This is a genomic window from Chryseobacterium geocarposphaerae (assembly GCF_002797535.1).
Classification (GTDB): Bacteria; Bacteroidota; Bacteroidia; order Flavobacteriales; family Weeksellaceae; genus Chryseobacterium; species Chryseobacterium geocarposphaerae.
Genome location: NZ_PGFD01000003.1, coordinates 296696 through 309621 on the forward strand (window position 1 = coordinate 296696; position 12926 = coordinate 309621).

Annotated in this window: 12 protein-coding genes; 5 read left to right on the forward strand and 7 right to left on the reverse strand. The window is 34.4% G+C overall.

All coding sequences use genetic code 11. The features are described from left to right. Positions 1 to 27: 27 nt before the first annotated feature. On the forward strand, positions 28 to 315 hold the full coding sequence (locus CLV73_RS17355) for a hypothetical protein (protein WP_100378137.1): 288 nt from the start codon (positions 28 to 30) through the stop codon (positions 313 to 315). Positions 316 to 358: 43 nt separating this feature from the next. On the opposite strand, the gene CLV73_RS17360 is transcribed toward CLV73_RS17355, so the two are convergent. Both CLV73_RS17360 and CLV73_RS17365 read right to left on the reverse strand, forming a co-directional pair. Further along, positions 359 to 688 (reverse strand): 2Fe-2S iron-sulfur cluster-binding family protein, encoded by a 330-nt coding sequence (locus tag CLV73_RS17360; RefSeq protein ID WP_100378138.1) that lies wholly within the window; start codon positions 686 to 688, stop codon positions 359 to 361. A gap of 12 nt (positions 689 to 700) precedes the next feature. Continuing rightward, positions 701 to 1756 carry an NAD(P)/FAD-dependent oxidoreductase gene (locus tag CLV73_RS17365; protein ID WP_100378139.1) on the reverse strand — a complete coding sequence of 352 codons (1056 nt, stop codon included), beginning with the start codon at positions 1754 to 1756 and terminating at the stop codon, positions 701 to 703. A gap of 152 nt (positions 1757 to 1908) precedes the next feature. Between CLV73_RS17365 and CLV73_RS17370 the strand changes: the two genes are divergently transcribed. Together CLV73_RS17370 and CLV73_RS17380 are read left to right on the forward strand one after the other, a co-directional pair. Next, positions 1909 to 2679 carry a DUF3108 domain-containing protein gene (locus tag CLV73_RS17370; RefSeq protein WP_100378140.1) on the forward strand — a complete coding sequence of 257 codons (771 nt, stop codon included), beginning with the start codon at positions 1909 to 1911 and terminating at the stop codon, positions 2677 to 2679. Between the two features lie 181 nt (positions 2680 to 2860). Beyond that, the gene (locus CLV73_RS17380) at positions 2861 to 5290 is read left to right on the forward strand and encodes a DUF5916 domain-containing protein (RefSeq protein ID WP_100378142.1); all 2430 of its coding nucleotides are present in this window, start codon (positions 2861 to 2863) and stop codon (positions 5288 to 5290) included. A gap of 295 nt (positions 5291 to 5585) precedes the next feature. Here the strand turns inward: CLV73_RS17380 and CLV73_RS17385 are convergent, their stop codons facing one another. The 4 genes from CLV73_RS17385 to CLV73_RS17400 all read right to left on the reverse strand — a co-directional run bounded on the left by CLV73_RS17385 (position 5586) and on the right by CLV73_RS17400 (position 9835). Continuing rightward, positions 5586 to 6230, reverse strand: coding sequence for a response regulator (locus CLV73_RS17385; RefSeq protein WP_100378143.1), 645 nt, complete (start codon positions 6228 to 6230; stop codon positions 5586 to 5588). Beyond that, positions 6227 to 7945, reverse strand: coding sequence for a sensor histidine kinase (locus CLV73_RS17390; protein ID WP_100378144.1), 1719 nt, complete (start codon positions 7943 to 7945; stop codon positions 6227 to 6229). Before CLV73_RS17390 ends, CLV73_RS17385 begins: the two co-directional genes overlap by 4 nt. Positions 7946 to 8037: 92 nt before the next feature. After that, complete coding sequence (gene pheS, locus CLV73_RS17395) at positions 8038 to 9048, reverse strand: phenylalanine--tRNA ligase subunit alpha (protein WP_100378145.1); 1011 nt, start codon at positions 9046 to 9048, stop codon at positions 8038 to 8040. Between the two features lie 127 nt (positions 9049 to 9175). Next, positions 9176 to 9835, reverse strand: coding sequence for a YceI family protein (locus CLV73_RS17400; protein ID WP_100378245.1), 660 nt, complete (start codon positions 9833 to 9835; stop codon positions 9176 to 9178). An 81-nt stretch (positions 9836 to 9916) separates the two neighbouring features. On the opposite strand from CLV73_RS17400, the gene CLV73_RS17405 reads away from it, so the two are divergent. Beyond that, positions 9917 to 10852, forward strand: a complete 936-nt coding sequence (locus CLV73_RS17405; RefSeq protein WP_100378146.1) for a sulfate/molybdate ABC transporter ATP-binding protein — start codon at positions 9917 to 9919, stop codon at positions 10850 to 10852. 211 nt (positions 10853 to 11063) lie between these two features. Here the strand turns inward: CLV73_RS17405 and CLV73_RS17410 are convergent, their stop codons facing one another. Continuing rightward, positions 11064 to 11396 carry a zinc ribbon domain-containing protein YjdM gene (locus tag CLV73_RS17410; RefSeq protein ID WP_039364616.1) on the reverse strand — a complete coding sequence of 111 codons (333 nt, stop codon included), beginning with the start codon at positions 11394 to 11396 and terminating at the stop codon, positions 11064 to 11066. A gap of 162 nt (positions 11397 to 11558) precedes the next feature. On the opposite strand from CLV73_RS17410, the gene CLV73_RS17415 reads away from it, so the two are divergent. Then, positions 11559 to 12764 carry an RsmB/NOP family class I SAM-dependent RNA methyltransferase gene (locus tag CLV73_RS17415; protein ID WP_100378147.1) on the forward strand — a complete coding sequence of 402 codons (1206 nt, stop codon included), beginning with the start codon at positions 11559 to 11561 and terminating at the stop codon, positions 12762 to 12764. Positions 12765 to 12926: the final 162 nt, after the last annotated feature.

Below are 12926 nucleotides of genomic sequence, written 5' to 3' on the forward strand. Positions count from 1 at the left end.
ATTAAGCTTAAAAATAAAAAAATTCGAGTGGGAAATCAAAAAATTGAATTAAAAGAAATTCATAAGGAAAATTGGAAATATATTTTATTTGAATCTATTGACAGAGAGCTTTATATTGAAATTCCATATTCACCTATCAGCTTTTTTCAAGCATCAATATTTATAAAATTAACCAATGAAGAAGTGAGACAGCATTTTGAAGACAACACTTTTCTTATTAAACTTTCGGAAGAGATATCATATCATTTTAATCGCTATATGAGCCGATCTTTAAGTTATTGTGATTTTAAATTGCTATATACAAAAAACTCCTAAAGAAAATCTTCAGGAGCTTTTTGTATCATTTAAAATTAATTTTTTAAGGATAAGGAGCAATTTCCACTTCCAGCCCTTCCATTTCAGGAACGATATGCAACTGACAACCCAATCTGCTGTTGTCTTTTACATGGAACGCTTCTGCTAACATTGCATCTTCTTCTGCTTCCATCTCATTTAGGCCTGGATCATTGATCACGTAAACCTGACAAGAAGCGCACATTGCCATTCCTCCACAAACTCCGATCGTTCCTTCTTCTGCCAATTCATAAGAACGGATAATTTCCATTAAATTCATGGACATATCTGTAGGCGCTACAATATCATGAGTTACACCTTCTCTGTCGGTGATTTTTATATTAATATCTGACATAATTTTGCAAAATTAGTCAATTTTTTTCACAACAGCCTTCTCAGCTTCTTTTCTACTTCCGTCGAAACCGTCTACTCCACTTACCGTTGTATATTTCAACACAAATTTTTTACCCGGATTCAATCTGTTGTAAACACTCTGACACATTAAAGTTGCCTCATGGAAACCGCAAAGAATTAATTTTAGTTTTCCAGGATAAATATTGATATCTCCGATTGCGTAAATCCCATCTATGTTTGTTTGGTAATCTAATGCGTTATTTACAACGATTGCATTTTTCTCGATATTCAATCCCCAGTTTCCAATTTCGCCTAATTTTGGAGTTAAACCGAATAACGGGATAAAGTAATCTGTTTCAATATCATAAGGATCTTGTCCGTCTACAGCAACCGTGATCGCCTCAACTTTTCCATCTCCTTTGATCGCTGTAACTTCAGCCGGAGTGATCAATTTAATTTTCCCCTGATTTTTTAAATCCTGAACTTTTTCTACAGAATCCAAAGCTCCACGGAACTCATTTCTTCTGTGAATCAATGTAACTTCACTCGCAACATTAGATAAGAAGATACTCCAGTCAAGTGCTGAATCTCCTCCGCCTGCAATCACTACTTTTTTATCTCTGAAATGTTCAGGCTCTTTTACGAAATATTCAAGACCTTTTTCCTCGTAATCCGCTACATTTTCAATCGTTGGCTTTCTAGGCTCAAAAGTTCCTAAACCTCCTGCAATAGCAATAGCTTTCGCTCTGTGAACAGTTCCTTTGTTGGTAACCACTTCAAACCACTCATCATCTACTTTAGTATAAGAAACTGCTGTTTCCCCTAATGTAAAGCCTGGCTGAAACTGCTTGATCTGCTCCATCAGGTTATCTACTAATTCTCCTGCGTTTACAGAAGGATATCCCGGAATATCGAAAATAGGTTTTTTAGGATAAAGCTCTGCCAATTGTCCTCCTGGTTGAGGAAGTGCATCAATGATGTGACACTTCATTTTTAATAATCCTGCTTCAAATACAGCAAAAAGCCCCGTTGGTCCTGCTCCTATGATCAATATATCGGTAGTTATCATAATTATAAGATAATTTAATTATACTTGTAGCTGCAAATTTACTAATTTTAATGCGAAGCATATTTAATTCATTCTAAATAAAAAACTGAGATTTGTCAAATACGAAGAAAAACAGACTAAAAATTTGGCAACCTTTTTGTAAATGTCTAACCATGAAGAAAATTTTAAACCTTATTGCAGTATGTATATTCTGTCTGAGTTTTGCTCAGATAGACAATATTGCAAACGGTGAATCCATCACACTTAGAATTCATTACGGGTTTCTGAATGCAGGAAATGCAACTCTTACCACTCAAAAAGTAAACTATAAGGGAGCCCCTCATTTGTATGTAAAAGGCACTGGGCAAACAACCGGAGCTGTAAGAGCTTTCTTCAAAGTAGATGATTTATACGAAAGTTATATCAATATCAACACGGGATTGCCCAGCTTTTATGTAAGAAACGTAAAAGAAGGAAGCTATCGCCAGCATTTTGAAACCACTTTCAATCATGATAATAATACTTTAATCTTAACAGATAAAAAAACGCCTGCAAACGGTTCTAAAGTCCTAAAATCAGTAAAAGGAGTTCAGGATATGCTTTCCTGTTTTTATTATTTAAGAAGTAAAACTCCTGCCGAGTTAAAAACAGGTACCATCATCAATATGAACGTTTGGATTGACGATGAAATGTTTCCTTTTCAGCTGAAAGTAGTTGGTACGGAAAATTTAAAGACAAAATTCGGAACCATTAATTGTTTGAAAATCATCCCATCTGTAAAAAGCGGTAGAGTTTTTAAAGAGAAAGAAGGTGTTACGATGTGGGTCTCTAACGATTACAACCATATTCCAATGTTGCTGAAAGCTGAATTGGCTGTAGGTTCTTTAAAGGCAAGTCTCGATGATTTTAAAAATGTAAAATACCCTTTAAAGTTTGCTAAATAAGATCATCAATTTTGATATAAACGGTTCCGGCTGCCCTTTGGGCAGCCGAAACCGTTTCCAAGCCACATTAAACTGATTTACGCTTCTGATCGAATAAGGTGGAAGCTTTTCATTATTTCTGATTACGAATGTAATACATTTTAAACATCGGTTGTCATGAATATATAAGCCTAAGAACATCATGAAAACCAAATTGCTTTTCACCTTATTATTATTTTCCTGCTTCATGTATTCGCAGAAAAAGGAAGACGACCATATTGTAAGAAAAAAAATACTCATTACAAAAACCTCATCTTCACCAAAAATTGATGGAATTTTGGATGATGCAGTATGGCAGAATGCTCCCATTGCAACCAATTTCATCGAGAGAAATCCTAATAACGGAAAACCACAGGCGGACTCCATAAAAACAGAAGTCAGAATTTTATATGATGATACCGGTATTTATTTCGGAGCACAAATGTATGATCCCACTCCCAATAAAATTGCTAAGGAACTGACGGAAAGAGACGGAATCAACAACGACGATTTTTTTGGTGTGGCACTGAACGGATATAATGATAAACAACAGAGCTTAGAATTTGTGGTGACTGCAGCAGGAGTTCAGTTTGATGCGAAACTCACCACAGACGGCGAAGATGATACCTGGAATTCCATTTGGTACAGCGGTGCAAAAATCAATGAAAAAGGCTGGGCTGTAGAAATAAAGATTCCATATTCAGAACTCAGGTTTCCTAAAAGCAATGTTCAGGAATGGGGAATGAATATATTCAGAAGAATACAGAGAATTAAAGCATCTTATGACTGGAATTTCGTAGACAATGCCAAAAACTCTTATACTCTTTTTGACGGTGTTTTACAGGGAATTGAAAACATCAATCCTCCTACCCGATTGTCTTTTACTCCCTACTTTTCCACCTATGTCAATAGTTTTGACGGTAAAACCACGTCAAGCTTTAACGGTGGAATGGATGTAAAATATGGAATCAACGATGCTTTCACTTTCGATATGACTTTAATTCCCGATTTCGGACAGGCTAATTTTGATAATTCCATTTTAAATCTAACTCCTTTTGAGCAGCAGTTTTCCGAGCAGAGAACTTTCTTTACGGAAGGAACTGAATTATTCAGCAAGGGAGGAATGTTTTATTCGAGAAGAGTTGGAGGAGAACCGTCACGTTATCCCGTAACCAACGACAATGAAGAGGTCACGGAATATCCTGCAAAAGTAAAATTATTTAATGCTTTCAAAATTTCGGGAAGAACGAAAAAAGGACTGGGAATCGGCTTTTTCAATGGAGTCACTCAAAAAATGGAAGCTTCTATTTTTAATCATGAAACCGGGGAAGCCAGAAAAGAAGTGGTAGAACCATGGACGAATTATAATGTATTGGTTTTTGACCAAAGGTTTAACGGAAATTCTTCCGTGTCATTAATTAATACAAATGTTACGAGAGACGGAAATTTCAGGGATGCGAATGCAACAGGACTTCTCTGGGATCTCAACAATAAGAAAAATACGTATAAAACTTTCGGAAGCGTGAAAGGAAGCTGGGTAATGGATGAAGGAACAAAATTCGGAACAAAAGCAGAAACCGGACTGGAAAAAATTGCAGGAAAGCACCGTTTCAGCCTTAATGGAAATCTCACAACCAAAGACTGGGATATTAATGATGTTGGATTTTCAACAAAAACAAACTTCGCGAATTATAATGCCTGGTATGGATACAGAATTTTGCAACCTACCAAAACATTCAACAATATCTATTTAAATTTCAACCTGAATTATTATCATAGATTAGAACCTTTTATCTTCCAGAATTTTATTTTCAATCATAATAATAGTTTTACAGACAAGAGCTTTAGAAATTTCGGTGGCGGAATTGAATATACACCTTTCGGTCAGAATGATATTTACGAACCCCGTACTTTTGGTAGACATCTTAAAGTTCCCGGATATTTTGATTCCTGGGTTTGGTTTGAAAGTGACAGCCGAAAAAAACTGCAGTATAATTTCACGATAGATTATTATGCGTTTGACGAAAAGGGAAGAAATCAGGTATTTACCAATTTAGGACTTCGTTACCGGTTTTCCGATAGATTCAATGTAAACTGGAGTTTTAATCCTAGTTTTAGTAATAATGAAACCGGCTTTGCAGGAAAAAGTGACACCGATATTTTCATCGGAAGAAGACAAAGAAACACCTACGAAAATGCATTGACTTCTAAATATACTTTTAATGAAAAAACAGCGCTTACTTTAACATTCAGACATTATTTTTCTGATGTTACCTACAAACAGTTTTATACTTTAAATCAGGATGGAGGTTTAGCTGAAACTGATCTTTTTAATAAGAATTTAAACGGAACTTACAACGCATGGAATGTTGACCTAAGATTTTCATGGTGGTTCGCTCCGGGAAGTCAGCTGACTTTATTATACAGAAATGCGACTTCAAATTATCTTGAGATGTCCAGGCTAAATGTGACGAAAAACTACGATATGCTTTTTAGCGAACCTACTGTAAATAATTTTTCACTGAAGCTTACTTACTTTTTAGATTATAATCGCGTGAAGAGCTGGACAAAGAAAAAGAATATAAAAAGCTAATAATAGAAGTAATTTTTATGATATAGTTTTTAATTACGTTTTGTTTCTTAGGTCAGTAATTAAAAACAAAGCCTCCGAAAATTTCGGAGGCTCATTTTTTTTCTTCATTTGTGTATTCGATCTTGATTTTTTCTCATCATTTGTGTTTATAGAATCAAAACAGTATCAAATACATTCTTACAATATAATTTTCTTTCTTTATGTTGATACAAAGATAACAACAGCAAAAAAGAAAACCATCACAAACAATGTAGATATATTTCGTATGGCTCGTAGATATTTATCTACAAAACTATTACTGATTGTTTTTTATCAGTTCTATAAGCTCCACGAGGTTTTCAATTTCAAGTTTGTCAAAAATTCTTTTCTTAACCGTACTTACCGTATTTTGCTTAACGTCCAGTTTCCCTGCTATTTCCAGATTTCCCAAGCCTTCAGCATACATTTCGGCAATCTGCAGCTCTCTTTCTGTTAAAGCTGACAAAGGGTTGATCAGCTGAGGATTTTTTATTGAACTCTTTAATAATGCTTGAGTAAGCGGAGAAATGTATTCTCCAAAGTCAAGCATTTTCCGGATGGCCTGTTCTATTTCTTCTTCCTCATTCATTTTACTTAGAAAACCATCCGCTCCCGCATTTAAATATCTAAGTGAATATGTACTTTCATCAATACCCGTAAAAATCAGGATTTTCATTTCCGGTCTCATTTTTTTGAGTTCTTCCAAGATAGAAAGACTATTGCCATCGGGAAAGTGAGCATCAATAATAGCAAGATCTATAGAATTCATTTTAACAGATTCCAAGAGTTGTTGCAGATTGGATGCCTGAAAAATTTCATGCTCTAATTCAAAATCTTCCAACAAAAAAATAATACCCTGCCTTATCAGACTGTGATCGTCTGCCAATAGAAAACGGGTGGTTGTAATATCTGGTGGATTCATGCAGTAAGATTTAGATTAACTGTAAAAACAACCGTCGTGCCTTTCCCCAGTTCGCTGGATACTGATATGTTTCCGTCGTACAATTCAACAATTTCTTTACACAAACTCAATCCAAGACCTGCACCCAAATTTTCAACATCTTCGGATAAAACTCCCTGATAATAAGGTTCAAAAATTTTCTCTATGTCAGAAGGGGAAATTCCACTTCCGGAATCTTTTATTGCAGCAGTTAAAGAAACTATATTTTTATTGATTGGTTGTTCTACCCTTACTGTAACTTTAATCTCTCCATTCTCCGTAAATTTATTTGCATTCCCCAGAATATTCATAAAAACCTGATTGATCTTTCGGTGATCAGAAAAAACAACAAGATCCGGATTGATATTCTCTTCAATAATTAATTTATTATTTCTCGTTTCGATATAAGGTTCAATGGCATTTAAAATGGATGTGATTTCGTTTTTAAGATTAAAAACTACCGGATTCAGCTTATTTTCCACTGCCTGATTTTTAGTATATTCTAAAATCTGGTTAGCCTGAATAAGCAATGCATTGTTGGTGAAACTTATAGATTTAAGGTATTCCTTGATGTTCTTATCATCTGTTTTCTTATTAATTCTGTTAATAAAAAGGTCAATTATTTTTAACGGAGATCGCAGCTCATGGCTCAGCATTCCTAAAATTCTGTTCTTAAAATTCAGGTTTTCCCTTATCTGCTGATTAGCTTCATTCAGTTTCCGTTCATAAATAAATGCGATTCTTGTCAACAACATTATTAAAATTGAAACAATAAACATCAGAATCATCGCCCCGAATATCAGATATTTTCTGACCTGATTATTTTTTGAATTCTGTTTTTCATATTCCTTCTCAAGACTCGATTTAGACTCTTTAATAGCAGATTCATAAATATTCATCAGGCCATTGTTATACATCAGAAGGTTGCTGAACATTTTATAAATTTTATCACGGTCAGTCTTGCTGTCAGTCACATTCACCTGAATTTTTTTCACTTCTCTGGAATAATGATTGTTCACTACATTCATGATACTGTCAAACTCAGATTTCATTAATGAAGATACTGGGGCTTTTCTCTGTTTCAGCGTAACCACAGTACTGTCTTTACGAACTGTTTCCTTGCCGGATATCGCGTCTCCCAATCTTCCAAACAATCCTTTCTTTTTTACAGTGTCGGTATATGTTTTGGTTTCTAAATCAAACTTATCAAAATGATATTCCGGAGTGTATTTCTGTATTTTAAACGAATTATTGGGCTTAAGATTAGATTTAGTAGAAAAATTATAGGTAGAGTCAATCAACACTTTTAATTTTTTGATCTGTAATGAATCTTTTTTCTGTAATGCTAACGTATTTTTTAACTTTACATACTTATTTTCATAATAGCCAATGCTATCCAGATTTTTCCCCAGCTTACTTAATGATGTAAGGTAAGAATTTAAAAAAGTACTGTCATTACTCGTTACATATTTTTGAAGATAATCCTGCGCATTCAGAAGTTCTTTTCTGGAATTATCCGTTAATCCTTCTAATACCCGAACATCCTTTAACTGGTTTTCAATAAAAGCCAGATTTTTCTTATGAATAAACTCATTATAAAAATATCCTGCTATCAGGAGCTGTATCAACAAAATACATATAATAAGCGCATAATGAATTGTTTTCCTTGACTTAACGTTTAACGATTCTACAAGCATTTTTTCCCACTGTTTTTTTGTAAAAATAAAATTAATAAAAAATCCTGTAAATTAAATTTTTACAGGATTTGATTTATTTAAGTTTAATTTTTTTATAATGTTTTAAACTGCTCCAAAGTTCTGATATCATTCTCAAAGAACATTCTGATGTCGCTCATTTGGTAAAGAAGCATTACAATTCTTTCAATACCCATTCCGAAAGCATACCCTGAATATTTATCAGCATCAATGTTTACGTTTTTCAAAACGGCAGGATCTACCATTCCGCAACCCATAATTTCCAGCCAGCCTGTTCCTTTGGTAATTCTGTAATCCGTTTCCGAATTCAGTCCCCAATATACATCAATTTCAGCACTTGGTTCTGTAAAAGGGAAATAAGAAGGTCTCAGTCTGATCCTAGATTTGCCGAAAAGTTCGGTTGTAAAGAACTGAATGGTTTGTTTCAAATCTGCAAAACTTACATTCTCATCAATATATAAACCTTCGATCTGATGGAAAATACAGTGTGAACGTGAAGACACCGCTTCATTTCTGAATACTCTTCCAGGAGATAAGATTCTGATTGGCGGCTGATTTTCTTCCATATAACGGATCTGTACCGAAGAAGTATGCGTTCTCAATAAAATATCAGGGTTCTGTTCGATGAAGAAAGTGTCCTGCATATCTCTTGCCGGGTGATATTCCGGAAGATTCAAGGCTGTAAAGTTATGCCAGTCATCTTCAATTTCGGGTCCGTCCGCTACAGCAAAACCTATAGATTTAAAGATTTCAATAATTCTGTTTTTCACCAAATTGATCGGATGTCTTGAACCCAGATCCAATGGAAAAGCCGGTCTTGTTAAATCTTCTTTTTCAACAATAATAGAGGATGCTGAAGCATTTTTTAAATCCTCCAACTTTACATTCACAGCCTGTTTTAAAGTATTGATCTTCTGTCCGAATTCTTTTTTCTGGTCGTTCGGAACTTCTTTGAATTTTTCAAAAAAATCGTTCAGAATTCCTTTTTTACCATTAAACTTGATTCGGAAGTTTTCAATTTCTTCTTTTGATGTGGTACTGAAGCTGTTTACTTCAACTAGTAATTCTTCTATCTTTTCTATCATTGTTTTACCCTTTCAAAATGTTTTGCAAAAATACGATTTTTCAACGGAATAATTTTCCTTAAACTGTTAAAAAAAATCTGCCACTTTTTGGAGGCAGACTATAATTTTATTTCTCTTAAATAAAAATTTATTTTTTTTCTAAAGCTTTTACATTAATCTGTAGTGTTACCTCATCTTTAATCACCCCGTTTTCAACTGGCGCCTGAAATTTTATCCCAAATTCTTCACGCTGTATATCTTTAGGTTCGGTTGCTATGCTCACTACTCCATCTTTCACGGATACGTTCGCTTTAAAAGCGATAGGTTTGGTAATTCCTTTAATGGTTAAATTGCCATCCAAAAGTGTATTATAATCCCCTTCTGCCAAAGGAGTAATTTTTGTGATTTCATAAGAAGCGGTAGGGAATTTTTCAACTTCAAAAAAATCGCCGCTTTTGAGATGTCCGTTTAATTTTTCCAGCTGATCGGCATCATCTTTTAAATCAACAGACGTTAAAGAATTCATATCTGCTACAAATTTCCCGCTTTCAAGCTTTTCATCTTTTATCGTAACATCTCCGCTTTCAAATTTTATCGTTCCGAAATGACTTGTATTTTCAGATTTTAAAATTTTATACCCTTTCCATTCCACTCTACTGTTCAATGTATCCAGAATAAACTGATGACCATCTTTTGTAGTAGTGATTTCATTACTCTCACTTGCTAATGGTTTTTCTTTGTTACAAGATATAGTAACAGCGGTGATCAAAAAAGTGGGAATTGCCAATAAAAACAGCCTTTTCTTCATTTTCATAAATTTTCTTTACTACAGCTAATATAATAAAAAATCTTTGCTCCCTAAAACATATCATTTCATTACATTTGTAGTATGCTATTAGAAATAAACAATTTATACTTCTCCCATACAAAAGAAAAGCCTCTGTTTCAGAACCTTAATCTGAGATTTGAAGCCGGCAGAATAATTGCTCTGGCCGGGGAAAGCGGATGCGGAAAATCAACATTGTTAAGTTTGATGTATGGCCTTTTGGATTGGGAAAGCGGAGAGATTATTTTTGATGGCAAAAAACTATTTGGTCCTAAAGGAAACCTGGTTCCCGGAGAAGCTGATATGAAGTTTGTTGCTCAGAACTTTGACCTGATGCCTTACGCAACCGTTGCCGAAAATGTAGGAAAATTTATTTCCAATATTAATTTAGCACAAAAGAAAGAAACGGTTGCAGAACTTCTTGAAGTAGTCGGACTTTCTGAATACGCTGATGTTTTACCCAAATACTTAAGTGGAGGGCAGCAGCAAAGAGTTGCCATCGCAAGAGCGCTTTCCGTTTTACCAAAATTATTGATCTTAGATGAACCTTTCAGCAATCTGGATTTCCCCAGAAAAATTGAACTTCGTGAAAAGCTGTTTTCCTATGTAAAACAGAATAATATTTCTTTAATTATTTCTACGCATGAACTTCAGGATATTATTCCCTGGCTGGATCAGATTATTGTGCTCCAAAACGGACGGTTGATCCAAAATGATAGCCCTGAAGAAACATTTAGAAGTCCTTACAATGCCTATGTTGCCAAACTTTTTGGAGAAGTGAATATATTTAATGAAAAAGAAATCTCCGATTTCAGTCTAAAAAAATTCTCTTATTATCCGAAAGAAATCAGTATTTCCGAAAATGGTATTGAGGCAGAAGTTCTAGAAAGCAGATTTGCCGGAAATTACTATTGGAATAAAGTAAAAGCGAAGGATAAAGAAATTATTTTATATACAGATGAAAAGCTGAGCGCTTCTGTCAATATTTCATTTATTTAAACATTGCAACCATCACATTTCCTTCTACTTATACTGTTAAAATTTTAATAAAAAAACTACAAATACAAGAATCGGATTTAAACTTTTCTTACATTTGTAGTTCCACAGCATAAGGAAATTTTTGGTTAATTCTCTTTCTGCCCTAAAGACAAAATTAGCAGTCCTGCAATGAGTCTTTGAAAGATTACACTGTCCAATTCTTTCCTTTTTTTTATGCTTTCTTCACAAATTCTGATTTCAAAGCCATAGCTCCGAAGCCATCAATTTTACAGTCAATATTATGATCGCTGTCTGGTCTTAGACGGATATTTTTCACTTTAGTTCCTGCTTTTACCGGTTTCGGCGCTCCTTTTACCGGAAGATCTTTCATTACGATCACTGAATCTCCGTTTTGCAGTTCATTACCATTAATATCCAGAATTTTATCATCATTTCCGGCTTCTGCAGGATCCCATTCGTGGAAACACTGGCTGCAAACCATCAAACCATCCTGCTCATAGGTAAACTCCGAGCTGCATTTCGGACAAAGTACAGTATCACTCATATTTTTAATTTTTTGCAAAGGTAGGATTTTAAAACGAGTTGTGAGTTTCGCGATACGAGTTTAAACACTGTTCTTAATGAGAATCCCGAAACCAAAAACACAAAACCCGTATCTCAACTTAAATTCGTATTTTTGCAGATTCAAAATAGCAGAACCCAATTTATGGAACTTATTCACAGAAACTTAGCAATCGGAATTCACGATGCTTTACAGGAAACATTTTTCGAGAAAAATAAATATGCCGATAAAGTAATCGAAAGGCTTTTAAAAGCCAACAAAAAATGGGGCAGCCAGGACAGAGCCGTTGTTTCTGAAATTTTCTATAATATCATCCGTTGGAAAAAACGTCTGGAATACTATATGGGTGAAGGAGTAAAACCTAATAATATCTACAAGCTTATCATCGCTTATCTCCTTTGGAGCAAAACCAATTATAAGAAATTTGAAGAATTTGACGGAATCAAAATTGCTGATATTCTAACTAAGCTTAAAAAGAATACTGTTCCTACGAAAGCAATAGAATACTCCATTCCGGATTGGTTGGCTGAAACTTTAGAAAAAGAATTAGGCTCAAGATGGGAAAAAGAAATGCTTGCCTTAAATGAGCAGGCTCCGACTGTATTAAGAGCTAACTCTTTAAGAACAACTACAAAAGAGCTTATTTCAGATCTTTCTGATGAAAATATCGTTTCTTATCCTATCAAAAATTATCCGGACGCGGTTCAGCTTGAAGAGAAAAAGAATGTTTTCCTTACAACAGCTTTCAAAGAAGGATTATTTGAAGTTCAGGACGCTTCTTCGCAAAAGATCGGGTATTTCCTTGATGTAAAAGAAGGACAAAGAGTTGTGGATGCATGCGCAGGTGCAGGCGGAAAAACACTTCACTTAGCTGCTTTAATGCAGAATAAAGGTCAGATCATTGCTTTGGATATCTTCGACTGGAAACTAGCAGAATTGAAACGCCGTGCAAAAAGAGCCGGAGCTCACAACATTGAAACGCGTTTGATTTCTGACAATAAAGTGATCAAAAGACTTCATGAAAAAGCAGACAGATTGCTAATTGACGCTCCATGTTCAGGACTTGGCGTTTTAAAAAGAAATCCGGACAGCAAATGGAAAATTGACCAGGCTTTTATCGACAGAATTAAAGTTGAGCAGCAACAAATTCTTCAGGATTATTCTAAAATGCTAAAAAAAGGAGGAAAGATGGTGTATGCAACCTGTTCTATCCTACCTTCTGAAAACAACTTACAGGTTGACGAATTCATTAAAAATAATCCGAATTTTAAGATGATCAAGGATGAAAAAGTAATGCCAAGTGAAGGCTACGACGGATTCTATATGGCTTTGATCGAAAGAGTTTCTTAAAATAAACGAAATACAATATATAAACTACTCTATTTTTTAGAGTAGTTTTTTTTGTTAATACGTAACATTTCTAAATTTTTTATACTAATTAGGTTATAAGTATAAAATTCACAAAGAATAATCTTCATATCAATTAAAAATTATCTTTGTGAAAATTCCTGT